Annotated in this window: 24 protein-coding genes, 1 tRNA gene and 2 pseudogenes; 9 read left to right on the top strand and 18 right to left on the bottom strand. The window is 73.7% G+C overall.

Features of this window, described 5'->3' with window-relative positions; all coding sequences use genetic code 11:
• Nucleotides 1–33: 33 nt before the first annotated feature.
• From ACQ614_RS29495 to ACQ614_RS29485, 3 genes are all read right to left on the bottom strand, one after another.
• Nucleotides 34–906: an SCO1664 family protein gene (locus ACQ614_RS29495; protein ID WP_431681880.1), complete on the bottom strand. Its 873-nt coding sequence runs from the start codon at nt 904–906 to the stop codon at nt 34–36.
• A complete protein-coding gene (locus tag ACQ614_RS29490; protein WP_431681879.1) occupies nt 876–1,439 on the bottom strand; it encodes a DUF3090 domain-containing protein in 564 nt (187 codons plus the stop codon). The genes ACQ614_RS29495 and ACQ614_RS29490 overlap by 31 nt, the downstream gene beginning before the upstream one ends.
• A gap of 81 nt (nt 1,440–1,520) precedes the next feature.
• Complete coding sequence (locus ACQ614_RS29485; protein ID WP_431681878.1) at nt 1,521–2,210, bottom strand: histidine phosphatase family protein; 690 nt, start codon at nt 2,208–2,210, stop codon at nt 1,521–1,523.
• A 106-nt stretch (nt 2,211–2,316) separates the two neighbouring features.
• Between ACQ614_RS29485 and ACQ614_RS29480 the strand changes: the two genes are divergently transcribed.
• Complete coding sequence (locus ACQ614_RS29480) at nt 2,317–3,297, top strand: magnesium and cobalt transport protein CorA (protein ID WP_431681877.1); 981 nt, start codon at nt 2,317–2,319, stop codon at nt 3,295–3,297.
• A 43-nt stretch (nt 3,298–3,340) separates the two neighbouring features.
• Here ACQ614_RS29480 and ACQ614_RS29475 read toward each other — a convergent pair whose 3' ends face one another.
• Nucleotides 3,341–4,387 (bottom strand): LLM class F420-dependent oxidoreductase, encoded by a 1,047-nt coding sequence (locus ACQ614_RS29475; protein ID WP_431681876.1) that lies wholly within the window; start codon nt 4,385–4,387, stop codon nt 3,341–3,343.
• 201 nt (nt 4,388–4,588) lie between these two features.
• On the opposite strand from ACQ614_RS29475, the gene ACQ614_RS29470 reads away from it, so the two are divergent.
• Nucleotides 4,589–5,569, top strand: coding sequence for an aldo/keto reductase (locus ACQ614_RS29470; RefSeq protein ID WP_431681875.1), 981 nt, complete (start codon nt 4,589–4,591; stop codon nt 5,567–5,569).
• Between the two features lie 25 nt (nt 5,570–5,594).
• The gene (locus ACQ614_RS29465) at nt 5,595–7,535 is read left to right on the top strand and encodes an ATP-binding domain-containing protein (RefSeq protein ID WP_431681874.1); all 1,941 of its coding nucleotides are present in this window, start codon (nt 5,595–5,597) and stop codon (nt 7,533–7,535) included.
• 74 nt (nt 7,536–7,609) lie between these two features.
• On the opposite strand, the gene ACQ614_RS29460 is transcribed toward ACQ614_RS29465, so the two are convergent.
• Entirely contained in the window at nt 7,610–8,227 is a 618-nt protein-coding gene (locus tag ACQ614_RS29460; protein WP_431681873.1) for a hypothetical protein, read from the bottom strand.
• 375 nt (nt 8,228–8,602) lie between these two features.
• On the opposite strand from ACQ614_RS29460, the gene ACQ614_RS29455 reads away from it, so the two are divergent.
• Nucleotides 8,603–8,797 (top strand): DUF5703 family protein, encoded by a 195-nt coding sequence (locus ACQ614_RS29455; RefSeq protein ID WP_363501579.1) that lies wholly within the window; start codon nt 8,603–8,605, stop codon nt 8,795–8,797.
• A gap of 114 nt (nt 8,798–8,911) precedes the next feature.
• On the opposite strand, the gene ACQ614_RS29450 is transcribed toward ACQ614_RS29455, so the two are convergent.
• The 3 genes from ACQ614_RS29450 to ACQ614_RS29440 form a co-directional block, all read right to left on the bottom strand.
• A complete protein-coding gene (locus ACQ614_RS29450) occupies nt 8,912–9,679 on the bottom strand; it encodes a chaplin (RefSeq protein ID WP_431681871.1) in 768 nt (255 codons plus the stop codon).
• 226 nt (nt 9,680–9,905) lie between these two features.
• Nucleotides 9,906–10,145 (bottom strand): chaplin, encoded by a 240-nt coding sequence (locus ACQ614_RS29445; RefSeq protein WP_431681870.1) that lies wholly within the window; start codon nt 10,143–10,145, stop codon nt 9,906–9,908.
• 260 nt (nt 10,146–10,405) lie between these two features.
• The gene (locus ACQ614_RS29440; RefSeq protein ID WP_363501568.1) at nt 10,406–11,743 is read right to left on the bottom strand and encodes a M20/M25/M40 family metallo-hydrolase; all 1,338 of its coding nucleotides are present in this window, start codon (nt 11,741–11,743) and stop codon (nt 10,406–10,408) included.
• A 233-nt stretch (nt 11,744–11,976) separates the two neighbouring features.
• Here ACQ614_RS29440 and ACQ614_RS29435 point away from each other — a divergent pair.
• Nucleotides 11,977–12,061, top strand: a tRNA-Leu gene (locus tag ACQ614_RS29435).
• Nucleotides 12,062–12,131: 70 nt separating this feature from the next.
• Here ACQ614_RS29435 and ACQ614_RS29430 read toward each other — a convergent pair.
• Nucleotides 12,132–12,860, bottom strand: a complete 729-nt coding sequence (locus ACQ614_RS29430) for a hypothetical protein (RefSeq protein ID WP_431681868.1) — start codon at nt 12,858–12,860, stop codon at nt 12,132–12,134.
• A 247-nt stretch (nt 12,861–13,107) separates the two neighbouring features.
• Between ACQ614_RS29430 and ACQ614_RS29425 the strand changes: the two genes are divergently transcribed.
• The 3 genes from ACQ614_RS29425 (at nt 13,108) to ACQ614_RS29415 (ending at nt 16,992) form a co-directional block, all read left to right on the top strand.
• On the top strand, nt 13,108–14,460 hold the full coding sequence (locus ACQ614_RS29425) for a DUF2252 domain-containing protein (protein ID WP_431681867.1): 1,353 nt from the start codon (nt 13,108–13,110) through the stop codon (nt 14,458–14,460).
• A gap of 345 nt (nt 14,461–14,805) precedes the next feature.
• Nucleotides 14,806–15,867 (top strand): right-handed parallel beta-helix repeat-containing protein, encoded by a 1,062-nt coding sequence (locus ACQ614_RS29420; protein WP_431681865.1) that lies wholly within the window; start codon nt 14,806–14,808, stop codon nt 15,865–15,867.
• A gap of 87 nt (nt 15,868–15,954) precedes the next feature.
• On the top strand, nt 15,955–16,992 hold the full coding sequence (locus tag ACQ614_RS29415) for a methyltransferase (protein WP_431681864.1): 1,038 nt from the start codon (nt 15,955–15,957) through the stop codon (nt 16,990–16,992).
• Between the two features lie 194 nt (nt 16,993–17,186).
• On the opposite strand, the gene ACQ614_RS29410 is transcribed toward ACQ614_RS29415, so the two are convergent.
• The 9 genes and pseudogenes from ACQ614_RS29410 to ACQ614_RS29370 form a co-directional block, all read right to left on the bottom strand.
• Nucleotides 17,187–17,525 carry a TcmI family type II polyketide cyclase gene (locus tag ACQ614_RS29410; RefSeq protein ID WP_363489160.1) on the bottom strand — a complete coding sequence of 113 codons (339 nt, stop codon included), beginning with the start codon at nt 17,523–17,525 and terminating at the stop codon, nt 17,187–17,189.
• Entirely contained in the window at nt 17,522–17,977 is a 456-nt protein-coding gene (locus ACQ614_RS29405) for an SRPBCC family protein (RefSeq protein WP_363489158.1), read from the bottom strand. Before ACQ614_RS29405 ends, ACQ614_RS29410 begins: the two co-directional genes overlap by 4 nt.
• Before the next feature lie 4 nt (nt 17,978–17,981).
• Nucleotides 17,982–18,236: an acyl carrier protein gene (locus tag ACQ614_RS29400; RefSeq protein ID WP_431681862.1), complete on the bottom strand. Its 255-nt coding sequence runs from the start codon at nt 18,234–18,236 to the stop codon at nt 17,982–17,984.
• Between the two features lie 30 nt (nt 18,237–18,266).
• A complete protein-coding gene (locus ACQ614_RS29395) occupies nt 18,267–19,514 on the bottom strand; it encodes a beta-ketoacyl synthase N-terminal-like domain-containing protein (protein ID WP_431681860.1) in 1,248 nt (415 codons plus the stop codon).
• A complete protein-coding gene (locus ACQ614_RS29390; protein WP_431681859.1) occupies nt 19,511–20,776 on the bottom strand; it encodes a beta-ketoacyl-[acyl-carrier-protein] synthase family protein in 1,266 nt (421 codons plus the stop codon). The genes ACQ614_RS29395 and ACQ614_RS29390 overlap by 4 nt, the downstream gene beginning before the upstream one ends.
• A pseudogene (locus tag ACQ614_RS29385) lies at nt 20,773–21,015 on the bottom strand (cupin domain-containing protein); the annotation flags it as partial. The gene ACQ614_RS29390 and the pseudogene ACQ614_RS29385, both read right to left, overlap by 4 nt.
• A gap of 228 nt (nt 21,016–21,243) precedes the next feature.
• Nucleotides 21,244–21,345: pseudogene (locus ACQ614_RS29380) on the bottom strand (beta-ketoacyl synthase N-terminal-like domain-containing protein); the annotation flags it as partial.
• Nucleotides 21,342–21,761 carry a cupin domain-containing protein gene (locus tag ACQ614_RS29375; protein ID WP_363489150.1) on the bottom strand — a complete coding sequence of 140 codons (420 nt, stop codon included), beginning with the start codon at nt 21,759–21,761 and terminating at the stop codon, nt 21,342–21,344. The gene ACQ614_RS29375 and the pseudogene ACQ614_RS29380, both read right to left, overlap by 4 nt.
• Nucleotides 21,762–21,839: 78 nt before the next feature.
• Nucleotides 21,840–22,937: a SchA/CurD-like domain-containing protein gene (locus ACQ614_RS29370; protein WP_431684057.1), complete on the bottom strand. Its 1,098-nt coding sequence runs from the start codon at nt 22,935–22,937 to the stop codon at nt 21,840–21,842.
• Between the two features lie 325 nt (nt 22,938–23,262).
• Between ACQ614_RS29370 and ACQ614_RS29365 the strand changes: the two genes are divergently transcribed.
• Nucleotides 23,263–24,885 carry an FAD-dependent oxidoreductase gene (locus ACQ614_RS29365; RefSeq protein ID WP_431681857.1) on the top strand — a complete coding sequence of 541 codons (1,623 nt, stop codon included), beginning with the start codon at nt 23,263–23,265 and terminating at the stop codon, nt 24,883–24,885.
• Nucleotides 24,886–24,893: the final 8 nt, after the last annotated feature.

The raw sequence follows: 24,893 nt of genomic DNA, 5'->3' as shown, positions 1-24,893 counted from the left end.
AGGCCCCGGCGCCCCGAAGCCCCGGGTCGGGTGTCAGACCGGCGGCCAGGGGATGGACGGCCAGTGCGGCGAGGGCAGCGGGTGGCGTCCGGTCTTCAGCAGGGCGTCGACCCGCCGGGCGGCGGCGTCCAGTTCGGCGGCGGTGAGGTGCGGCCGCAGCCGCTCCCCCAGCGCGCCGGTCAGGTCGGCGGCGAGCCGGCCGAGCACCTCCAGGGCCTCCGCGGTGAGCGGCTGTTCGGCCCAGCCCCAGAGCAGGGTGCGCAGCTTGTCCTGGACGTTGAAGGTCACCCCGTGGTCGATGCCGTAGATCCGGCCGTCGGCCGCGGGTATCCAGTGGCCGCCCTTGCGGTCGGCGTTGTTGAGCACGGCGTCGAGGACGGCGAGCCGGCGCAGCCGCTCGTCGTCGCGGTGGACGAGCAGGGCGGTGCGGCCGCCCTCGACCTCGGCGCGGACGATGGGCAGCCAGCCGTCCTCGGGGCGGTCCGGGTCCTGCAGGTCGAGGAGTTCGGGGGCCGCGGGGTCGGGTTCGACCCAGAGCTGGACCATGCCGGGCCCGGCCTGGCCGTCCCGCAGCACGGTGGGCGGGACGAGCGCCCAGCCGGTGGCGGCGGCGACCTCGTAGGCGGCGGTCTCCCGGCCGGCCAGGGTGCCGTCGGGGAAGTCCCAGAGCGGGCGTTCGCCGGCGACGGGCTTGTAGACGCAGGGGGCGGTGGTGCCGTCCAGCGTCACGGTGCAGTAGAGGACCGCGTTGGAGGCGTCGGTGAGCCGGCCGTGCACGGCGAGTTCGCCGTCGCGCAGCAGCGCGAGGGCGGTCGGGAGGTCTGCGGCGAGGGCGGCGCTGGTGGCCGGGTCGGTGCCCGGGAGCCCGTCCGCGCTCAGCGCCGGTAGCCGTTCGCGCGCGGGCACAGGTGGCCCTCCGGATCCAGCGGCAGGTTGCAGAAGGGGCAGGGCCGGCGGCCGGCGGCGACCAGTTCGAGGGCGCGCTTGGCGAAGACCCGGGCCATGGCACCGGTGAGCCGTACCCGCAGCATGTCGGGGCCGTTCTCGTCGTCCTCGTAGAGGTCGGTGTCGTCCTCCTCGGCGTCCTCTACCAGGGCCTGGGCCTCGACGACGAGGCGCTCGTCGACGCCGTCCCAGGCGAGCGCCATGGTGCCGACCCGGAACTCCTGGTCGAGCGGCAGGTCCAGCGGGGCGCTGTCGAGCAGTTCGGCGGGGGCGACGGCGGGGATCGATGCCGAGCCGCCGCTGCGCCGCAGCGCCTCGTCGAGGACTTCCTCGACGCGCTCGGCGAGCGCGGCCACCTGGGCCTTCTCGAGCAGCACGCTGGTGATCCGGCCCCGGGCGCTGGCCTGCAGGTAGAACGCCCGGGATCCGGGCTCGCCGACGGTGCCGGCCACGAACCGCTCTGGCTGGTCGTAGAAGAAGACCTGACGGGGCACTCTCTCGCTCCGGATCGGGATCGGACGGGGGCTCATCGGCCACCCTACGACGTGCGCCGCGGGGACGCGGCGACCGGTGTGTCAGCCGGTGCCGCCGACCACGGCGTCGCCGGCGGGCACCTCGGGACGCTCCGCCTTCGGGGCGAGCGCGGCGAGGCCGCCGGTGTCGCCGAGGCGCAGCAGGAAGGGGCGGTGGGCGGTGTAGCGGATCGCGGTGACCGAGCACGGCTCGACCGAGATCCGCTGGAAGTGGTCGAGGTGCAGGCCGAGGGCGTCGGCGACCACGGCCTTGATCACGTCGCCGTGGCTGCAGGCGATCCAGAGGGCGTCCTCGCCGTGCTCGGCGGCGACCTTCGCGTCCCATTCGCGGACGGCCTCGACGGTGCGGTGGCTGAGGTCGCGCAGCGACTCACCGCCGGGGAAGGCGGCGGCGGAGGGCTGGTTCTGGACGGTGCGCCAGAGCGGTTCCTCGGCGAGTTCGCGCAGCGGACGGCCGGTCCAGTCGCCGTACTTGCACTCGCCGAGCCGCTCGTCGACGGCCGGGTCGCCGAGTTCGGGGCGGGCGGCGAGCAGCGGGGCGAGGGTCTGCCGGCAGCGCTCCAGCGGGCTGCTGACGGCGTGTGCCAGCGGCAGCCCGGAGAGTCGGCCGACGAGGCCCGCGGCCTGCTCGCGGCCGGTGTCGTCGAGGTCCACGCCGGGCGTCCAGCCGGCCAGGACGCCGGCGGTGTTGGCGGTCGAACGGCCGTGGCGGACGAGCAGCAGCGTGGGCATGCGGCCTAGCGTACGGCCTGCGTGCCGGGTGGGGCACGGGTGCCCATCGGGTGTGCGTTCAAGGGATGTGATGACCGTTCGGGCACGGTCGCGGAACAATGGCGGCATGATCGTCGATTGCGCCACCTATCGGGACGGCCGCCGGGTGGAGGGGCCCGCGGACTTCTCGGACGCGCTGGACGCCGTGCGGGCCGCCGGGGACGGCTTCCTGTGGATCGGGCTGTACGAGCCGACTCCGGAGGAGCTGGACCTGGTCTCCTCGGAGTTCTCGCTGCACCCGCTCGCGGTGGAGGACGCCCTGACGGCCGCGCACCAGCGCCCCAAGATGGAGGTCTACCCGGACGCGCTGTTCACCGTCGTCAAGACGCTGGGCTACCGCGAGTCGGACCACTCGGTGGAGACCGGCGAGGTGCTGGTGTTCGTCGGCGACTGCTTCGCGATCACCGTGCGGCACGGGAAGGCGACCCCGCTGGGCGGCATGCGCAAGGAGTTGGAGGACCGGCCGGGCCTGCTGCGGCTGGGCCCGGCGGCGGTGCTGTACGCGGTCTGCGACCTGGTGGTGGACAGCTACCTGGACCTCTCCGCGATGCTGCTGTCCGACCTGGACGAGCTGGAGGCGGACGTGTTCGCCCCGGGGCGGACGCGCGGCGTCGCCGAGCGGATCTACGCCTTCAAGCGGCAGGTGGTCGCCTTCCGGCGGGCCAGCGCGCCGCTGCTGGAGCCGGCCGGCCGGCTGGTGCGCGGCGGCGTGCCGTTCGTCCCCGACGCCCTGCAGCCGTACCTGCGGGACGTGCTCGACCACCTGACCAAGGCGAACGAACAGGTCGAGGCGCTGGACCGGTTGCTGTCGGACATCCTGAACGCCAACCTGGCCCAGGTGAGCGTGCAGCAGAACAACGACATGCGGAAGATCTCGGCCTGGGCGGCGCTGGTGGCCGCGCCGACGATGATCGCGGGAATCTACGGGATGAACTTCGAGTACATGCCGGAGCTGCGCCAGCCCTGGGGCTACCCGGCGGCGCTGGGACTGATGGCGGTGGTCTGCCTGGTGCTGCACCGCCTGTTCAAACGGGCCGGCTGGCTCTGACGGGCCGGGCGGGGCGGGCGTTCGGCCCGCCCCGCCGCGGGGATCAGGCCAGGCCGGCGCGCTCCAGGGCCTCGATGCCCGTGCGCAGGGCGGTGATCCGCTCCTCCAGGGTGAAGCCGGCCGGGGCGAGGGTGAGGGTGGTGACGCCGGCGTCGGCGTAGGCCTGCATCCGGTCGGCGATCCGCTCGGTGGTGCCGAGCAGCGCGGTGGCGTCGATCAGGTCGTGCGGGACGGCGGCGGCCGCGCCGGCGTAGTCCTTGGCCAGGTACTTCTCCTGGATCTCGTCGGCGGCCTGCTCGTAGCCCATGCGGCGGGCGAGCTGGTTGTAGAAGTTCTTCTCCTTGCTGCCCATGCCGCCGATGTAGAGGGCGGCGTAGGAGCGCTGGCTGTCGGCGGCGGCCTTGACGTCCTCGCCGACCGAGATGGCGACGGTCGGGCAGAGGTCGAAGCCGTCCAGGGTCTGCCCGGTCTTGGCGCGGCCGGCCTTCAGCGGGTCGATGGAGAGCGCGGCGTGCTCGGGGGCGAAGAAGATGCCGAGCCAGCCGTCGGCGATCTCGCCGGTCTGCTCCAGGTTCTTCGGGCCGATCGCGGCGATGTACAGCGGGATGTGCTCGCGGACGGGGTGCACGGTCAGCTTGATCGGCTTGCCGGGGCCGCCGGGCAGCGGCAGCGTCCAGTTGGCTCCCTCGTGGACGACCCGCTCGCGGGCCATCGCCTTGCGGATGATCTCCACGTACTCGCGGGTGCGGGCCAGCGGCTTGTCGAACTTGACGCCGTACCAGCCCTCGGAGACCTGCGGGCCGGAGACCCCGAGGCCGAGCCGGAAGCGGCCGCCGGAGAGGGTGTCCAGGGTGGCGGCGGTCATCGCGGTCATGGTGGGGGTGCGGGCGGGGATCTGGAAGATCGCCGAGCCGACGTCGATCCGCTCGGTCCTCGCGGCGACGAAGCTGAGGACGGTCGCCGCGTCGGAGCCGTACGCCTCCGCCGCCCAGCAGACCGAGTAGCCGAGGCGGTCGGCCTCCTGGGCCACCGCGATGTTGTCGGCGTCCATGCCGAGTCCCCAGTAGCCGAGGTTGATGCCCAGTCGCATAGCCGGCCCACACCTTCCGTTCGATCGGTACGGCGAGCGTAGCCGCGCCGCCGACAGCCAGGCTACCGGCGGGTAGCTGTGGTCTGCGTCACCCTGCCGCGCGGGTCATCCATCACGCCGCGCGCCACGGCCGCTACGCTCTGCCCCCGTGGGGGCTCCGTCCCCACCTGCGGTTTCCAGCCACCACGGAGGGGCCTCCCGATGGAACAGCGCCACCTCGGCAGGACGGGCCTGAGAGTCGGCCGGCTCGGTCTCGGCACCATGACCTGGGGCCGCGACACCGACGAGCAGGAGGCCGCCGAGCAGCTCAAGGCCTTCGTCGACGCCGGCGGCACCCTCGTCGACACCTCCGACGAGTACGCCGACGGCGGCGCCGAGTACCTGCTCGCCCGGCTCACCGGCGGCCTCGTCCCCCGCTCCGAACTGGTCATCGCCACCAAGGCCGGCGCCCGCCCCGGCCCCGGCCGCCGCCGCGACGCCTCCCGCGGCCACCTGCTCGCCGCACTCGACGCCTCGCTGCACCGCCTCGGCACCGACCACGTCGACCTCTGGCAGGTCGACGGCCACGACCCGGCCACCCCGCTCGACGAGACCCTGCACGCCCTCGACATCGCCGTCGCCTCCGGCCGCGCCCGGTACACCGGCGTCTGCGACTTCAGCGGCTGGCAGCTCGCCAAGGCCGCCGCCTGGCAGCACGGCCACCCCGGCCGGGTGCCCCCCGCCGCCGCCCAGCTCGAGTACTCGCTGCTCCAGCGCGGCCTGGAACGCGAGGTGCTGCCCGCCGCCCAGGACGCCGGGGTGGGCCTGCTCGCCTCCTCCCCGCTCGGCCGCGGCGTGCTCACCGGCAAGTACCGGCACGGCGTCCCGCCGGAGTCCCGCGGCGCCTCCCCGTACCACGCCGCGATCGTCCAGCCCTACCTCGGCGAGCGGTCCCGGCGGATCGTGGACGCCCTCGCCACCGCCGCCGACGGGCTCGCCAGCAGCCCGCTCAAGGTCGCCCTCGCCTGGGTCCGCGACCGGCCCGGCGTGGCGGCCGCCCTGGTCGGCGCCCGCACCGCCGCCCAGCTGCAGGCGGCGCTGTCGGCGGAGGCCCTTACGCTTCCGAGTGAGATCCGCGGTGCGCTGGACGACGTCTCGGCGCCGGTGCACCGCTACCCGGACCAGGGCTGGACGGAGCTGTGAGACCGCCGGCCGTGAGGAGACATCGATGACGCAAGCGGAGCACCCCGCCCCGGACCGGCAGGCCGAGGCGGTCGCCGCGCTCGCCGAGGCGATCCGCGCGGCGGGGGCGTCGTCGGGGCCCGCCGCCGAGGCCGCCGCCCCGGCCGGGCCGCGCACGGACGAGCAGCACGCCGCCGCACTCGCGGCCGCCGCCGAGGTACTGACGGCCGGCGGCGCCCCCGCCGACCTCGCCGCACCCGCAGTGGCAGCACTCGGCGAGGGCGCGGCCGGGGAGCTGCGCCAGGACCCGTGGGCCGTCCTCGTCCTGCCCGGTGTCCGCCCCGAGCAGGCGGACGGCTTCGCCCGCGGGCTGCTGGGCGCCGAGGCCGGTCCTGGCGACCCGCGCCGGGCCGCCGCCCTGGTGCCCTGGCTGCTGGAGCAGGCCGCCCTGCGCGGGCACTCCGCCCAGGAGATCGGCGAGATCGTCACCGGCCTCGAGCGGCTCGGCCTGCCCGACCCGGCCGCCGCCCTGCAGGAGGTCGTGGTGGTCGGCCGGGTGATGGCCTTCCAGGAGGAGCTGCCCGGTCACCACGGCAGCAGCGAGGAGGAGCCGCCCACCCGCACCATGCTGGCCCTGGAGCGCCTGGCGCTGGCCGAGGAGAGCCTCGGCGAGGGCCTGGTCCGGCTGCAGTCCACCATCGTCCCCGGCACCGACGCCGAGGACACCGGCCCGGAGGCCGGGGCGGACGAAGACACCGAGACCGGAGCCGGACCCGGCGAGCACCGGCCGGCCCCCGGCCCCGCCGCCTGGGAGGCCGCCGCCGAGGCCGCACCCTCCTCCTCCGCCACCGCGCTGATCCGCGCCGCGGCCGACAACGCCCTGGTCGCGCACACCGGCGGCGAGGCCTCCCGCACCGAGCTCGCCGCCCTGCTGCGCGCCGCCGACGGCCTCGGCCTGCGGGCCTGGGCCGGCACCTGGACGGACCACGGCCGCGGCGTGCTCTCCGCCCTGCTCGCCGGCTCCCCCGCCGCCGACCGGGTCGCCACCCTGGCCGACCTGCTCGGCACGGCGGGCCCCGGCCGCACCGAGGACGGCACGCTCGCCCTCGACCTGCTGGTCGTCCCGGACGCCCAGCTGCTCGACGCCGAGTTCGCCGCCACCCTGCTGGAGGCGCTCGCCGACGGCACCCGCCTGGTGCTCAGCGGCGACCCGGCCCAGCTGTGGTCCGCCAGGCCCGGGCGGTTCCTCGCCGACCTGCTGGCCGCCAAGGCCTGCCCGGCGGTCGCCTCCCGCACCCCCGACCCGGGGCCGATCGGCGAGCTGGTCTCCGGCATCTCCGTCGGCGAGCTGCAGCCGGTCGACGCTCCGGAGAAGGAGGTGGTCGTGCTGGCCGTGCAGGACGCCGGCGAGGCCGTCCACCGGGCCGTCCAGCTGCTCGGCGACTCCATCCCGCGGGCGCTCGGCATCCCCGCCGAGCAGGTCGTGCTGCTCACCCCCGGCCACGGCGGCGGCGCCGGCACCCGGGCCCTGAACGCGGCGGCCAAGGCCCGGCTGAACCCGGGCCCCGGCGCCTTCGGCGGCTTCGACCCGGGCGACCGCGTCGCCTGGTCGCCCGCCCCGGGCACCACGCTGCCCGGCCGGGTGGTCGACGGCGACTCCGCCGGTCTGCACGTCGAGCTCTCGGACGGCACACGGCTCACCCTCTCCCCCGCACAGACCGCCCGGCTGCGGCACGGCTGGGCGCTGACCGCGCACCAGGCCGTCGGCCGGCGCTGGCCCGGCGTGGTCGCCGTGGTGCCCGGGGACGCCGTGGCGGGCCTCACCCGCCAGTGGGTGTACACCGCCTTCGGCCGGGCCGAGCAGCACCTGTCCGTGGTGCACGCGGCCGGCCCCGCGCTCGCCCAGGCGGTCGCCGAGCGGCCCGCCGCACCGCGCACCACCCGCCTGCGGGCCATCCTGGCGGAGCAGGCCAGCCAGGAGTACTGAGCGGCTTCCGCACACGCAGGAGGGGGGGGGCCGACGGCCCCGCCCCTCCTGTGCTCACGCTTCCGGGTCTGCGCTCACGCCTCCGGTTCGAAGGCGTCCGGGTCCTCGTCGTAGACCTCGCTGATGTCGAAGCGGCAGATCAGCATCTGCGGATCGGCAGCGTCGAACGGCTCCGGCAGCCACTCGCCGGGCTCGGACGGCTCGACGGCCGACACCCACACCGTGGAGTCGCCCTCCTCCAGCCCGAACTCCTCGCAGCGCGCCGCGATCTCGTCCGGCTCGTACTCGCCGAACAGCACACCGATCGCCGCATTCACGGCCCCGCCAGCCCCGCCGCCCGGGGTCAGCGAGGCGTCCACCCGCTCGGCCTGGACGCGCAGCCGCTTCGGGTCCGCGACCAGGTAGTCGCGGCGGATCAGCACGCTGATCGCCTCGGGCTGCTCGGGCCCCTGGTAGCCGCCCTCGCCGCCGTCCCCCGGCACCTCGAAGGGCGTGACCTCGTCGAAGACCTCGTAAAGCAGTTGGTCGTAGGTGATCGCCGCCGCCGCCAGGTCCTCGTACGCGGCGACCACGGCCGGATCGCCCTCCTCGGTGGTGCCGGCCACGGCCTCAAGGTGCCGGTCGATCGCGGCCTTGACCGCCTCGGCGGCGGCCCGTACCTCGTTGATGGTGAGCTGCGCGGCATCAGACATGGTGCAGACGCTATCCCGCCCCGGTGACCACATGCATCGGGGTTGTCACCTACGCCCGCGAATTCACGACAACTTCCCCCCTGATGTCCGATCCGTATGCATATGCCCCCTCCCGACGGCCCGCGGCGGCCGACGGGGAGGGCGCGTACGGGCGGCCGCGCCGGGCAGAACGGGCCACCCCGGCATCGACCGCCCGGCACGGGGGTATTCGTCCCGGACAGCGGAACTGATCGCGAGTCAGCCCGGCGGCGGCGCCGGACGCGGCCGCGGCGCGGCGGCCGCCCTGCAGGCCGGGGCTCGCCGTCGGCGCCAGGCCGTAGGCTTGCGTGCAGGCGTGTCGCACGGACGCAGGAGGAGAACTTGACCCCACCGAAGCTGGTCCGGCAGCCCGAGTACGAGTACCAGTCGCTGCGCCTCCCGCGCGGCACGAGCCGCAATGCGGCGCGGCAGCTGCTCACCGAGCACGCCGAGTACGGCCACTGGGAGCTGGACCGCCTGCGGCTGTTCCCGGACGGCAGCCGGACGGTCCGGCTCCGCCGCCGGATCATCCGCCAGGTGCGCAGCTGGTGAGCGGAGCGGCCCGGCGGGCCCGCGCATGAGAGCGCCTGCGGCCGCCCCGGAACGAACCGGGGCGGCCACAGGCGCAGCAGGGGCCGGCCGGGCCCGCCGCGGCCCGCGCGACGATCAGCGGGCGCCGGCGCGGGAGCGGCGGTAGAGCACGCCGCCGCCGAGCAGCAGCGCGAGGCCCGCGGGGGCCAGCAACTCCAGCCCGGAGGCGCCGGTGGAGGCCAGGTGGTCGGGCGTGGCCACCTGGGTGGTGACCGCGGGCGGCGTGCCCTCGCCGGAGCGGGGGGTGCCGTTGGACGGCGTCTCGGGGGTCTTGGGCGGGGTGGGCGGGGGCGTCTCGGTGCAGGCGCACTCCTCGTCCGGCCGGGTGGGCGGCGGCGGGGTCTCGTGGACGTGCGTGTTGCCGCAGGAGTTGCCGTACGCGGGGTTGCCGATGCCGACCACGTCGACGGTGTTGCCGCAGGCGTTGACCGGCGCGCTCACCGGGACGCTCACGGTGTTGCCGGAGGCGACGCCCGGCGAGTTGTGACTGCCGCCGCTCGCCGAGGAGCCGCCGGCGTGGCTGCCGCCGGTGCCGGAGCCGCCCGTGCCCGAGCCGCCCGTGCCCGAGCCGTTGGAGCCGGACCCGCCGTGGCCGGCGGAGACGTTGCCGCACTGGTTGCCGTAGGCGGGGTTGAGCAGCCCGATCACATTGACCGTGTTGCCGCAGGCGTTCACGGGGATGTCCACCGGGGCCTGCACGGTGTTCCCGGAGCCGACGCCGGGAGAGTTCGCCGCGACGCCCTGGGCCTCGCTTCCGGCGGCGTACGCATAGCCTGCGGTGGAGGCCAGAACACTGCCGGTGGCGACGGCGGTGAGGATGCCCCTCTTTGCGACCTGTCGCATTAACTCCCCTGATTCGTCTGATAGTCGGAATTCCTGACGAGGGCCTCGCCCGTACACCGCACAACGAGCCGAACGGCCAAAGGTTGAGCCGGACGCAGCGCCTTCATCCGATCGAGTGAGCGCCACGCGGGAGCCCCTTGCGGTCCGGACACGAACGTGCCCCCGGGCGGGAGTCCCGCCGCCCGGGGGCACGCGTCGGAAGACCGGGATCAGCGCCCGGGCCCGCTCAGAAGTTGGCGCAGCTGTTGCCGAACGCCGGGTTGAGCAGGCCGATCACGCTGATGGTGTTGCCGCAGACGTTGACCGGAACGTGCACCGGCACCTGGATCAGGTTGCCGGAGAGCACGCCCGGGGAGCCCGCCGCGACGCCCTGCGCACCGGCGCCGTGGGCCGACGCGGCACCGGCGCCGGCGAGCACCAGCCCACCCGTGGCGGCGGCGACGGCGGCGATCTTCTTGACCTTCATGGGTCCTCCTGGTCGATTCCGCAGCCCGTTCCCCCGGGCTGCACACAGGAGTGAACGAGACTGCTGCAAACGGGGTACGGAGGGAATTCCGCATTCACTCGCAACGGTGATGATCCGAACAGGCAATCGGTACCGGAAAAGCGAGAGGAATCGTTTCTTCAAGGCCTTCCGAGGGTGTCCCAAATCATTCCCTCGTACCATGCGGACGGCCCGCCCCGGAGCAGTTCCGGAACGGGCCGCCGGGGGCAGGCGCGAGCGCGTCAGCAGGCGTCGAGGAAGCGGTCCAGCACCCGCACGCCGAACTTCAGGCCGTCGACCGGCACCCGCTCGTCCACGCCGTGGAACATGCCGGCGAAGTCCAGGTCCGGCGGCAGCTGCAGCGGGGCGAAGCCGAAGCACCGGATGCCGAGGTCCTGGAAGGACTTCGCGTCGGTGCCGCCGGACAGGCAGTACGGCACCGCCCGGGCGATCGGGTCCTCGGCGCGCAGCGCCGACTGCATCGCCTCGACCAGGTCGCCGTCGAAGCCGGTCTCGATCGCCTTGTCCGAGTGCAGCGTCTCGCGCTTCACGCGCGGGCCGAGCACCGAGTCCAGCTCGGCCAGGAACTCCTCCTCGTAGCCGGGCAGGAAGCGCCCGTCCACGTGCGCGGTGGCCTGGCCGGGGATGACGTTGACCTTGTAGCCGGCACCGAGCATGGTCGGCTGCGCGGTGTTGCGCAGCGTGGTGCCGATCATCTTGGCGATGCCGCCGAGCACCCGCAGCGTCTCGTCCATGTTCTCCGGGTCGAGCTTCACGCCGAGGGCGTCGGAGAGCTCGTCCAGGAAGGCGCGGACGGTCTTGGTGATCCGCAGCGGGAAGGTGTGCCGGCCCAGGCGGGCGACCGCCTCGCAGAGCTCGGTGATGGCGTTGTCGTCGTTCTCCATCGAGCCGTGCCCGGCCCGGCCCTCGACGGTCAGGCGCATCCAGTGCATGCCCTTCTCCGCCGTCTCCACCAGGTAGAGGCGCACCTGGTCGTTGACGGTGAAGGAGAAGCCGCCGACCTCGCCGATGCCCTCGGTGACGCCCTCGAAGAGGTCGGGGTGCCTGTCGACCAGGTGGCGGGCACCGTAGGTGCCGCCGGCCTCCTCGTCGGCGACGAAGGCCAGCACCAGGTCGCGCGGGGGCTTGCGGCCGGTGCGCAGCCGGTCGCGGACGACGGCGAGCGTCATCGCGTCCATGTCCTTCATGTCGACCGCGCCGCGGCCCCAGACGCAGCCGTCCGCGATCTCCCCGGAGAACGGGTCGTACGTCCAGTCCGCCGCGTTGGCCGGCACCACGTCGAGGTGGCCGTGGATGAGCAGGCCGGGCCGCGAACGGTCCTCGCCCTCGATCCGGACGACGGTCGAGGCCCGCCCCTTGGCCGACTCGTAGATCTTCGGCTCGACGCCGAACTCGGCGAGCATCTCGGCGACGTACTCGGCCGCCTTCCGCTCGCCCGGCCCGGAGCCGTCCCCGTAGTTGCTGGTGTCGATCCGGATCAGGTCGCGGCAGATGTCGGCGACCTCCGACTCGGCCGTCACCTTCGCGGCTTCCGCCCGCTCCGCTCTCGCCTCACTCACGGCCACTCCTCGTCTCCGGCCCGCGCGACGCACCTGGCCGCCGCCCCGACCCCACGCCGGGGCACCGCGGGCACCGTCCCGCCATCCTCCCCCAGCATCCGCTGCGCCCCAAGGCCATCCGCCCACGGATCGAAGCCCGTCGGCACCCCGCGGGAGCGGTTTTGGGACCGGAAGCGGATCTTTGCTACAGTTGAGCACGTCAACGCGGCGCAGAGCCGCGGAGACGACACCCGGTCCGGGTGGCGGAATGGCAGACGCGCTAGCTTGAGGTGCTAGTGCCCTTTATCGGGCGTGGGGGTTCAAGTCCCCCCTCGGACACAGACGCAGAGATGCGGGTCGGATCATCCCGGCCCGCATCTCTGCTTTTCTGCATCCTCCGGTCCCGCCGTCAGACCCCGGCGGAGGCGGCGGAGGCCCCGTCGGTGCCGGCCACCAGCACCTGGGCCGCCTTGTCCGCGGCCGCCCGGTAGACGGCGGAGGCCAGCTCGGAGGAGATGTTGCCCGCCTGGAAGTACCAGAAGGTGAGGACGGCGGGGCCGATCCGTTCGACGGCGAGGTAGCCGTTGAGCAGGATGCCGTCGAGGGCGCCGTCCATCCGCACGGCCGTGGCGCCGATGCCGCCGAAGCGCACCGGCGTCAGGGTGAAGGTGACCGCGGTGGCGCCGCTCTCGAGGGTCAGCTCGTGGCAGTTCCGGAGCGCCTCGCTCACCCGGCCGTGGTCGTCCGCCAGGGCCTGCTGCTCCTCGGCGAGCAGGGACTCCCCGACGTACGGGCTGGACTCGAACGTGGTGAACTCGGCCTGCTCGTGGACGGCCCCTGGCCGGGGCGCGCCCTGCCCGTTGAGGATGGCGGTCACCAGCGGGCAGCCGCTCGTGGCCGAGTCCCCGGCCCCGCTCGCCGGGAGCGACTCGACGAACGCCGGGCCGAGGTCCTCGACGCTGAGCAGCGCGCTCCTCAGGTCCTCCGAACTCGGCACCGCCGAGGCGGAGGACGAGGGATCGCCGGGCGAGGGCGGGGAGGACACCGCGGCTCCCGGAGCCGGGGCGGGGCCGCCGCCGCCCGACCCGCCGCAGGCGGTGCCGCCCGCCACGACCAGGGCCAGCAGCGGGGCTGCCAACAGCCTCGCCCGCCCGGGCCTGGCCGGCCGTGAGGCCGTCCGCAGGGCATGCATCAGGGCCCCTTCCGAAGGTCGCACCCCTGCCCCGATGGTCGCACCGCCCGCACACGACTGCCCTCCGGCCGATCCGATCGTGGCCGGGGCAGGCCCTACGCCGGTCGGCGGTCCAGCCGCTGCGCCCGGCCTGCACTCGGCCGACGCTGGAGTGATCGACGCCGGTCAACGGCGCCCCACGGACGGAGGAGCCATGACCGAGCCCGCCACGCCGGCCGAACGCACGGAGCGCGGCAGGTCGGTGCGCAGTGTGGTGCCCCGTTCGTCCCACGGCCTGCTGCCCTTCTCCGAGGGCCGGCCGGACCCGGTGACGCTGCTCCGGCGGCAGGCGGTGACCCGGCTGCCCGAGCTCGTCCCGTTCCGGTACGGGCGGATGGCGGTGTCGCCGTTCGCCTTCCTGCGCGGCGCGGCGGTGGTGATGGCGGCCGATCTCGCGCTCCAGCCGCACACCGGGCTGACCGTGCAGCTCTGCGGCGACGCCCACCTGCTGAACTTCGGCGTGTTCGGCTCGCCGGAGCGGGCCCTGCTGTTCGACCTCAACGACTTCGACGAGACGCTGCCGGGCCCCTTCGAGTGGGACGTGAAGCGGCTGGCCGCCAGCCTGGCGGTGGCCGCCAAGTCGATCGGGGCCAAGCAGGGCCAGGCGCGCGAAGCGGCCCGGGAGGCCGCCCGGGCCTACCGCGAGTCGATGCGGCGGCTGGCCGGCCTGGGCGAGCTCACCGTCTGGTACGAGCGGATCGACACCGCCGAGATCCTGCCCCTGCTGCGCGGCGGGGAGCGCCGCCGGGCCGAGGGCAGGATCGCCGCGGCACGGCGCCGGGACAGTCTGCACGCCGTCGCCAAGCTGACCGAGGTCCGCGGCGGGCGCCGCCGGATCGTGGCCCGGCCGCCGCTGATCACCCGCATTCCGGCACCGGACGCCGAGACCGTGCACAGCATCCTGAACGGCTATCGGGAGAGCCTGCCGGAGGAGCGCCGCGGCCTGCTGGACCGCTTCCACTTCATCGACGCCGCCGCCAAGGTCGTCGGGGTCGGCAGTGTCGGCACCCGCTGCTTCGTGGTGCTGCTGGAGGGGCGGGACGAGGAGGACCTGCTGGTGCTCCAGCTGAAGGAGGCGGAGCGGTCCGTCCTGGAGGAGCACCTGCCGTCCGGTCCGCACGACCACCACGGGCACCGGGTGGTGGCCGGCCAGAAGCTGATGCAGGCGGCGAGCGACATCTTCCTCGGATGGACCAGCGGACCGGACGCCCGGGCACGGCACTTCTACTGGCGGCAGCTGCGCGACATGAAGGGCTCTGCGGAGATCGAGGCGATGTCGCCGGGCCTGCTCGCCCGGTACGGCGGCCTGTGCGGGACGGCCCTGGCCCGGGCGCACGCCCGTTCCGGCGACCGGGTGGCCATCGCCGGCTACCTCGGCAGCGGCGCGGTCTTCGAGGAGGCGATCGCCGACTTCGCGGTGCAGTACGCCGTCCGCAACGCCGCCGACCATGCGCGGCTGGTCGAGGCGATCGCCTCCGGCGCGGTCGAGGCCGCCTCCGAAACATGACGGTCCACCACATCCACCACTCCGTCAGCTGAGCGAACGTCACCGGTCGGACGGTCACGAGTGGCGGGCCACCTTGGGCGGACCTAGCTTCGGTGGGGCGGAGACTCCCTGCGTCACCGTGCCCCCGCACACCTCCCCACACCGTGCTGCCCCTACGCAGCGCGCACCCCACCGCACCCCCACGCGCCCGAGAACCCCCGCACTCCCGGCAACCCCCACGCACCCGTGGCCCCCGCGCGGCCGGGCTCGGAGAACGCCGGGCCCGGCCGTCCGCACCCCCACATCCGTGCCCCGATCCCGGGGCCCGCCCGACCCCCCGTACCCCGGAAAGCAGGCCACCGTTCCATGTCCAAGCGTCGGACCCACTACCTCGCGGGCGGCGTCGCCGCCCTCGTCGCGAGCCTGGGGGCGGTCCCGCCCGCCCATGCCGCGACCTCCCTGCACACCGTCTACCCCGGCCAGTCGATCCAGGCGGCGGTGGACGCGGCCGCCCCCGGCGACACCGTCCAGCTGATGGCCGGCACGTACCACGAGAGCGTCCTGATCAACCGCTCCGACCTCACCCTGCGCGGGGTCGGCGACTCGACCGTCCTCGTCCCGGACCCTGCCCAGACCGGGAACGCGTGCGCCACCGCCGGCCACGGCATCTGTGTGGCCGGCACGGACGAGCAGAAGGTGAACAACGTCCGGCTCAACTCGCTCACCGTCTCCGGCTTCCCGAAGAACGGCATCGACGCCTCCAACACCGACCACCTGCGGATCGTCAACGTCGGCGCCCACCACAACGGCAACCAGGGCATCAGCCAGGAGAAGTCGGTCCGCGCCACGCTGACCGGCAACGAGGCCACCGACAACGTCCAGGCCGGCATCTTCCTGGCCAACTCGGTCGCGCACGAGGGCGGCGCGATCGACACCCAGGGCACGCTGATCCGCGGCAACCGCCTGGAGGGCAACCGGATCGGCGTGGTCGTCCGCCGCGCCCGCGCGCTGACCGTGGACGCCAACGACATCAGCGGCAACTGCGGCGGCGTCTTCGTGGTCGGCGACGAGGGCGTGCCGAAGGCGGGCGCCCTCACCGTGCGCCGCAACTACATCCACGAGAACAACAAGTACTGCCCGCCGAACCCGCGGCTGGCGTTCATCCAGGGCACCGGCATCCTCTTCACCGGCGCCGAGGACTCCCTGGTGACGGAGAACCAGATCGAGGGCAACCACGGCGACTCGCCGATGTCCGGCGGCATCGTGCTGTTCGCCAGCGTGGTGGGCACCCCGAACAACCGGATCACCGTCACCCGCAACGTGCTGAGCGACAACGGCCCGGCCGACCTGGCCGACCGCGACACCGGCGCGGACAACACCTGGTCCCGCAACACCTGCAGGGTCTCCGAGCCCGCCGGCCACTGCTGACCGCCGCCGGCCGGCGGACCGTCGGACGACCGCACCGCAGACCACCACCTCCCCCGGGCACCCAGCCCCCGTACGAAAGGCGGTTCCATGTCCGCCAGCGCCCAGTCCCCCTCCCCGCCCGCGGCGATGCGTCTGCGCGAGCTCGTCTTCGGCGCCGCCTGCGCCGCGGCCGTCCGTGCCGCGGCCTCGCTCGGCGTCGCCGACGCCCTCGGCGAGGACCCGGCCCCCGTCCGCGACCTGGCCGCCGCACTGAAGGTCGAGCCCAAGCCGCTGCGCCGGCTGCTGCGCGCCCTCGCCAGCTACGGGATCTTCACCGAGACCGACAACGACCGCTTCGCGCACACCGACATGTCGCGAATGCTGCGCGAGGACGCCCCCAACAGCCTGAAGTACATCGCCCTGTGGTGCACCGAGCCGTGGACGTGGGAGGCCTGGCCCCGCCTGGACGAGGCCGTCCGCACCGGCCGCAACATCTTCCCCGAGATGTTCGGCAAGGAGTTCTTCCAGTACCTGCACGACGACGCCGGCGAGTCCGCCAGGGTCTTCGACAAGGCGATGAGCAGTTCCAGCCGGCAGTCCGCGGCCGACCTGGTGGCGTTCCTGGACGACCTGTCCGACGTCTCCAGCGTGGTCGACATCGGCGGCGGCCAGGGCCTCGCGCTGGCCGGTCTGCTGGAGAAGCACCCGCACCTGCACGGCACCCTGCTGGACCTGCCGCAGGTGGTCGCGGACGCCGATCCGCGGCTGCGGCCGGGCGGCTCGCTGGCCGACCGGGCCCGGCTGGTGCCGGGCGACTGCCGGGTGGACATCCCGGTGAAGGCCGACCTCTACCTGATCAAGAACATCCTGGAGTGGGACGACGAGTCCACCCGCCGCACCCTGGCGAACGTGGTGGGCGCGGCCCGCCCGGGCGCCCGGGTCGTCGTGGTCGAGAACCTCGTCGACGACAGCCCCTCGATGCGGTTCACCACCGCGATGGACCTCCTGCTGCTGCTCAACGTCGGCGGCGCCAAGCACACCCGGGAGAGCATGCTCGGGCTGATGTCCGAGGCCGGCCTGCGGGTCGACGAGGTCCGCCCGGTCAACCCGTACCTGCACGCCTTCGAGAGCGTCGTCGAGGGCTGATCCCCGCCCCGCCCCGAGGCCCGCCGGCAGAGCGCCGGCGGGCCTCCTCGTGCGCCCGACGCAAGCCGCCGCAAACCCCTGCCGACCCCGGAGCGGCCCGGCACAGCCACCCCGGCACGGCTGCCGGGCACGGCGCAGCGCCAGGGCGCCGGTCCGACGGGTGGTCGGCCGGCGCCCTGGCGCTCTTCGACGGGTCAGCCCGCGGGCCGCTCCCAGCGGTAGAACTCGCGTGCCATCGCGTCCTTCGGCTCCCGCCAGGTCGCGGGGTCGTACGCCTGGACGTGGGCGGTGAGCCGCTCGCTGACGAGGCGGAACTCCGGGTGCTTCACGTGCTGGGCGACGGACGGCCCGGGCGGCCGGTCCGCCTCGATGAGGTGCAGGTAGAGGTCCTCGAACTGGAACAGGCTGCGGCCGGTGACGCCGATCAGGTGCGGCAGTTCGCCGCGGTCGGAGTCGGCGAAGATGCCCGCGATGTCGTCGCCGGAGCCGGGCCGCATCCGGGCGACGATGAGCGAGCGGTACGTCCCGCTCACCGCACGCCCGCCCGCAGTTCGACCTTCTCCTTGATGAGTTCCATCTGGATCCGCGAGTTGCGGTTGATGTGGTTGGTCATGCCGTGGTCGTCGACCGGCGCGGTGGGCTTCATCGCGAAGTCCTGGACCCAGCGCATCAGCGTGCCGCCGGGCCGCTCGGAGTACTCCCACCGGATGTTCATGAACTCGAACGGGCCGGGCTCCACCCGGCGTGCCCTGACGGTCAGCCCCTGGCGGTCGGTCTCCCGCTCGGAGACCCAGCTCCAGACGGTGCCGTTCTCGTCGGGGTGCATGGTCAGCCGGAAGGTCGTCTTCGGGCCCTCGCGGTCGATCACCTCGACGGAGGCGTACTCGCTGAACAGCTGCGGCCAGCCCTCCAGGTCGTTGGTGACGTCCCAGACGAGGTCGATCGGGGCGTTGATGAGGATCTCGTTGTCCGTGTGGCCGGGCATGGTGTCAGGCTCCCGTCGTGGCAGAGGCGTTGACGGCGTCGAGGAAGTCCTGCGGGGTCTTGGACATCTCCGCGCCGGGGGTGATGGGCAGGGCGTACTTGTTCTCGAGCTCCCCGACGATGCCGAGCAGTGCGAGGGAGTCGACGCCGAACTCCTCGAAGGTGGCGCCGGGCCGCTCCAGGTCGACCGGGTCGACGCTGATGCCGGCCCGGCCCTTGATGAGCGCGGCCAGTTCGTCGTGGGTGAGGGCGTGGGTCATCGGGTTCTCCTGTGTTCGGGGAAGGGCCGGTCAGGACGGCCGGGCGGCGCCGGCGCGCAGCACCAGGGCCGCGTTGGAGCCCATCAGCCCGCGGCTGAGCACCAGGGCGGTGCGCAGCTCCGCGGTGCGTCCGCGGCCGCGGACCAGGTCGAGGTCGTACGCCACCTCGGTGACGTTGGGCGTGGGCGGGACGAAGCCCTGCTCCATGGCCAGGACTGCCGCGGCGGCGTCCAGCAGCGGGGCGCCGCAGTAGGCGCGGCCGGTGCCGGTCTTGGGCGCCGTGACGGGCACCCGTGCCGCGTGGCCGCCCAGGACGTCGGCGATGGCCCGGGCCTCGGCGAGGTCGGCCTCCGGAACGCCCAGTGCGTCGGCGAAGACCACGTCGACCTCGTCGGGGGCGCAGCGGGCCTGTTCGAGTGCGGCCCGGATGGCGTGGGCGAGGCCCTCCCGGGACTCGGCCCAGCGCGACGCCCCGGTGAAGGTGGCGGCGTGCCCGGCGAGTTCGGCCCGGATGCGGGCGCCGCGGCGGCGGGCGGCCCGTTCGTCCTCGAGGACGAACATGGCACCGCCCTCGGCGGGGACGAAGCCGCTCGCCCGCCCGGTGAACGGGAGGTAGGCGGTGGCGGGGTCGTCGTCGAGGCTGAGCTCGGGGTAGCCGAGCTGGCAGACCATCGAGTACGGCGCCAGTGGTGCCTCGGCGCCGCCGACGACGACCGCGTCGGCGCCCCTGGCTATGGTGCGCGCCGCGTGCGCCAGCGCGTCCAGGCCGCCGGCCTCGTCGCTGGCCACCACGGCGCAGGGCCCCTTGAAGCCGCCGCGGATGGAGATCTGGCCGGTGCTGGCGGCGTAGAACCAGGCGATCGACTGGTACGGGCCGACGAACCGGGGGCCGTCGCCCCACAGGTTCTGCAGCTCGCGCTGGCCGAACTCGCCGCCGCCGGAGCCGGCCGCGGTGACGACGCCGGTGGCGAACGGCGAGTTCTCGTCGGGCCGCAGCCGCGCGTCCTCGAGGGCGAGGTCGGCGGCGGCCATGGCGTAGTGGGTGAACCGGTCGGTCTGGACGAGGTAGCGGCCCTCGACGGCTGCCTCCGCGTCGAAGCCGCGGACCTCGCCGGCGACGCGCAGCGGCAGTTGCCCGCAGCCCTCGCGGGTGATCGGGCCGATGACACTGGCACCCTCGCGGGTGGCCTTCCAGAAGTCGTCGGCGCCGACACCGTTGGGCGCGACCACCCCGATGCCGGTCACCACCGTCCGCCGGTCGGGCGGGTCGGAGGTCATGTCCGTGCCCCCTCTCTGCTGAGGACGACCGCGGACTGGAAGCCTCCGAAGCCGCTGCCGACCGAGAGCACGTGCCGCAGCGGCAGCTCACGGGCGGTCTTCGGCACGTAGTCCAGGTCGCACTCCGGGTCCGGGGTCTCGTAGTTGGCGGTGGGCGGCACCACGCCGTGCTTCAGCGCCAGGGCGCAGGCGACCAGTTCGATGGCGCCGATGGCGCCGAGCGAGTGGCCGACCATCGACTTGATGGAGCTCATCGGCGTCCCGTACGCGTGGGCGCCGAGCGAGCGCTTGACGGCGGCCGTCTCGTGCCGGTCGTTCTGCTTGGTGCCGGAGCCGTGCGCGTTGACGTAGTCGACGTCGTCGGCGTTCACCCTGGCGTGGGCGAGCGCCTTGTCGATCGCCTCCGACATCTCCCGGCCTTCCTGGGTGAGGCCGGTCATGTGGTAGGCGTTGCCGAAGGTGGCGAAGCCGCCGATCTCGCAGATGATGCGGGCGCCGCGGCGCCGGGCGTGCTCGTACTCCTCCAGCAGGAGCACGGCGCCGCCCTCGCCGAGGACGAAGCCGTCCCTGGTGGCGTCGAACGGCCTAGAGGCGTGCTCCGGGTCGTCGTTGCGCGCCGAGGTCGCCTTGATCGCGTCGAAGCAGGCGACGGTGATCGGGGAGATCGGCGAGTCCGAGGCGCCGGCGATGCAGACGTCGACCCGCCCGTCCTCGACGGCCTGCAGGGCGTAGCCGACGGCGTCGAGCCCGGAGGTGCAGCCGGTGGAAACGGTCTGCACCGGGCCGTGGGCGCCGGCCTGTTCGGCGACGGCCGAGGCGAGCGTGGCGGGCGTGAAGGCCCGGTGCAGGTGCGGCTCGGCGCTGCGGTGGTCGACGTCCCAGCGGGCGCCCTTGGAGCTGACGCCCACGTAGTCGTGCTCCAGCCGGGTGGTGCCACCCACCGCGGTGCCGAGCGACACCCCGATCCGCCAGGGGTCCTCGGCGGCGAGGTCGAGCCCGGCGTCGCGGACGGCCTCCGCGGCGGCGGCCAGCGCGAACTGGATGTACCGGTCGCAGCGGGCCACCTCCTCGGCGCCCAGGCCCGCGGCGTACGGGTCGAAGTCGCACTCGCCGGCGATCCGGGAGCGGAATCCCGACGGGTCGAAGAAGGTGATGCCGCGGGTCGCGGTGCGTCCGGCGGTGAGGAGCTCCCAGAACGCGGGAACGCCCACCCCTCCGGGGGCGACGACGCCGAGCCCGGTGACCACCACCCGCCGGGTCATGAAACGGCCTCGGCCGGTTCCGGCGGCGCCGGGGCCTCCTCGGTGTCGACGTGGCCGAGCTCGGGCCGCGGTGCGAGCGGGCCGAGGTGGAAGACCAGGCGGGCCTCGGTGGAGCCGACGTTGCGGAACCGGTGCTTCATGTTCATCGGGATCAGCAGGCCGTGGTCGGGGCTGAGCCGGAAGGGTTCGCCGTCGAGGTCGACCTCCAGCTCGCCCTGGACGACGAGGACGAACCATTCCATTCCATTCCATTCCATTCCATTCCATTCCATTCCATTCCATTCCATTCCATTCCATTCCATTCCATTCCATTCCATTCCATTCCATTCCATTCCATTCCATTCCAGAGGAGAGGAGAGGAAGGAAGGAAGGAAGGAAGAAGAAAGAAAGAAAGAAGAAGAAGGAAGGAAGGAAGGAAGGAAGGAAGGAAGGAAGAAGAAGGAAGGAAGGAAGGAATCGATGCCGCGGGTCGCGGTGCGTCCGGCGGTGAGGAGCTCCCAGAACGCGGGAACGCCCACCCCTCCGGGGGCGACGACGCCGAGCCCGGTGACCACCACCCGCCGGGTCATGAAACGGCCTCGGCCGGTTCCGGCGGCGCCGGGGCCTCCTCGGTGTCGACGTGGCCGAGCTCGGGCCGCGGTGCGAGCGGGCCGAGGTGGAAGACCAGGCGGGCCTCGGTGGAGCCGACGTTGCGGAACCGGTGCTTCATGTTCATCGGGATCAGCAGGCCGTGGTCGGGGCTGAGCCGGAAGGGTTCGCCGTCGAGGTCGACCTCCAGCTCGCCCTGGACGACGAGGACGAACTCCTCGGAGTAGGGGTGGTAGTGCTCGGCGATCCGGTCGCCCGGCTGCACGATCGCCAGCCCCATGAAGCCGCTCGTGGCACCCACCGTCGTCGGTGTGAGCATGGCGCGCAGGTCGCCGCCGCGTCGGGTGTTCGGCGGCGCGTCGTCGACGTGCACGATGCGTGGGAACTTGGTGGTCATGGTTGCTGTCTCCAGAGGGCTTTGCAGGGATGGGAGTTGATGGGGCGTACGGCGCCGCTTCCGGCTCGCCGGCGCCGGTCAGGCGCTCTGGGAGGAGCGGTCGGTGACCGCCTGCATGGTGCAGTCGGCGAGCAGCCGGCCGATGCCCGCCGCGGACCGCAGGTCGTGCTGCTCCTCGAGCTCCAGCAGGCGGGCGAGCACCCCGGCGGCGCGCGGGCCCGCGATGCCGAGGGCGGCCGCGGGGTCGGCGTCGGCCGGGCCGGCGAAGTCGAGCACCCGGACGACCACGTCGTCGCGGTGGAAGATGGTGCTCGCCACGAGGCGCGAACCCTCGTCGACCGCCTGGCGGTCCTGACGGGCCAGCAGGCCGACCACCGAGGCGCCGCAGCCGGACTTCACCGGGTAGCGCAGCGCGTACCGCTGGACGGGGGCGGTCGGTGCGTCCGGGGAGGCGACGCGGTGCACGGCGGGCAGCGCGGCCCGCATGAAGAAGGCGCGGGCGGACTCGGGGTTGCCGAGGTCGCGGGCCTCCTCCAGGTACGGGTTGATGGCCTCCTCGACCGCGCGGACCTCGGGCTGCTGGGCGACGTGGCGCAGCGCGGCACCGAGGTCGCCGGCGACCTCGACGGCGCGGACGACCCGGTTGCCCTGCATGAAGAGCGAGGTGCGCAGCAGCCGCGTCCGCTCGTCGACCTGGGCCTTGGGCGAGGTGTAGCCGGAGAGGATCCCGGCGACCTTCTTCTCGGTGCCGGGCTTGACCGTGAAGGTGAGGGCGTGTCGGACGATGCCGTCGGAGACCGGTGCGGCGAAGTCGTAGGTGTGGTCGCCGGCGGTCTCCCGCATGATGCTGAAGCGCAGCGAGCGGGTGTCGCGGACGCAGCCGTGCAGCGGCTTCACCATCTCGCGGTGCGCCTCGCTGTCGACCCAGGAGAGGAAGGGCTGGGCGCTCTCCCACTCGCTGGTGATCAGCCACTGGGACGGGTCCTCGATGGACTGGCAGAGCTGGTCGCTGACGTGGCCGGGGACGGCGGCGACCTGGTGGCGGAGCTGCTCATAGGCCGTCAGGAAGCGCTCCTGGGCGCCGTCCATGACGTCGCACATGAGGACGACGCGCAGGCGCGGGACGGCGAGCGCGGCAGGGTGGGCGTCGGTCAGGGGTTCGGTGAGGGTCGTCATCATCACTCGTCTGCTCGAAGGAAGGGGTCGCTGCGCGGCCGCGGTGCAGCGGCGGCCGGCGGCGGGTGTGGGGGATCGGACGGCCGCCCCCATGGCGGGGCTCCGGCCGGTGCGGTCGCTCGCCCGGCCCGGTGTCGGGGACAGCGGGCCCGGACATGGTCCGGTCACGAGGACTGAGCTCGATCGTGGCGGTCCGTCACCGATCGTGCGAGGGCAGGAACCCATCCGAGCGAAAAGGCGCGGCCATGGGCGCAACCGGCCGCGCGGGCACGCACGGACGGCAGGGACATTGGAAGCCGGGCCCTTCGAACGACTGGAGTCACAGATGAACCCAACCGCCGACGGCCGGCTGCCCGTCCTGATCGTGGGCGGCTCCCTGGTGGGGCTGTCCACCTCGCTGTTCCTCGGAAGGCTGGGGGTGCGGCACCTGCTGGTGGAGAAGCACGCCGCCACCTCGCACCACCCTCGCGGACGCGGCAACAACGTGCGGACGATGGAGCTGTTCCGGGTGGCGGGCGTGGAGTCCGCCATCAAGGAGGCCGCCTCGGTGCTGGCGGAGAACCACGGCATCCTGCAGGCCGACACCCTCTCCGGCGACGACCAGGAATGGCTGTTCAAGGAGATCGACCCGGGCGGCGCGCTGAAGAAGTTCAGCCCCACCGGCTGGTGCCTGTGCAGCCAGAACGACCTGGAGCCGGTGCTGCTCCAGCACGCCCGCACGATGACCGGCGACATCCGCTTCGGCACCCAGATGGTCTCCTTCGAGCAGGACGCCGACGGGGTGACGGCGGTGCTCCGCAACCGGGAGACCGGCGAGGAGGAGACCGTCCGGGCGCAGTACCTGGTCGCGGCGGACGGGCCGCGCAGCCCGATCCGTGAGCAGCTGGGGATCGGGCAGACCGGCCCCGGCGACCTGTTCCACAACGTCAGCATCACCTTCCGGTCGAAGGGGATGGCCGACGTGGTGGGCGAACGGCGCTTCATCGCCTGCTATCTGACCGACCCTCGGGGCGCGGGCGCCCTGCTGCCGGTGGACAACCGGGAGCACTGGGTGTTCCACGCGCCGTGGCACCCGGAGAACGGCGAGGCGCTGGAGGAGTTCACCGACGCGCGGTGCACCGCGGCCATCCGGGCCGCCGCGGGTGTGCCGGACCTGGACGTGGAGGTCACCGGCCGGGCGCCGTGGCACGCGGCGCAGCGGGTCGCTGAGCGGTACTCGGTGGGCCGGGTGTTCCTGGCCGGCGACTCCGCCCACGAGATGTCGCCGACGGGCGCGTTCGGCTCCAACACCGGCATCCAGGACGCGCACAACCTGGCGTGGAAGCTGGCGGCGGTGCTCGGCGGCTGGGCCGGCCCGGGGCTGCTGGAGTCGTACGGACGGGAGCGCCGGCCGGTCGCGGAGGCGACCAGTGCCCGGGCCACGGCGCGTTCGGCGGAGCACAAGCACCCGGGGTACGACGTGACGCCGGGCAGCGGGCGGCAGAGCAACGTGCTGTCGGTGGTGCTGGGTTACCGCTACCCGCTGGGCGCGGCGGTCGGTGCCGACGCGGACGGCCCGGCGGTGCCGGAGCGGCTGGCGGCGGACGGCTCCCCGGGCAGCCGGGCGCCGCACGTGTGGCTGCGGCGGGACGGGGTGCGGATCTCCACCCTGGACCTGTTCGAGAAGGTGCCGGTGCTGCTGGCCGGGCCGGCCGCCGATGCCTGGCACGAGGCGGGCGAACTGGCCGCGAAGCGGCTGGGGGTTCCGCTGGCGGGCTACCGGGTCGGTGCGGAGCTGGAGTTGGAGCCCGAGGAGGGCGCCGACTGGGCCGGCACGTACGGCGTCGGTGCGGACGGCGCCGTGCTGGTCCGCCCGGACGGCTTCGTGGCCTGGCGCTCGACGGGCGCCACGGGCGACCCGGAGGCCGTCCTGACGGCAGCCCTCCGCGAGGTCCTCAGCCTGGCCTGACAGGCAAA

It is taken from the genome of Kitasatospora dryopteridis (assembly GCF_050749075.1).
In the GTDB taxonomy this organism is placed as follows: domain Bacteria; phylum Actinomycetota; class Actinomycetes; order Streptomycetales; family Streptomycetaceae; genus Kitasatospora.
Note: the sequence above shows the minus strand (reverse complement) of the source record. Positions and strands in the feature narration are given on the sequence as shown.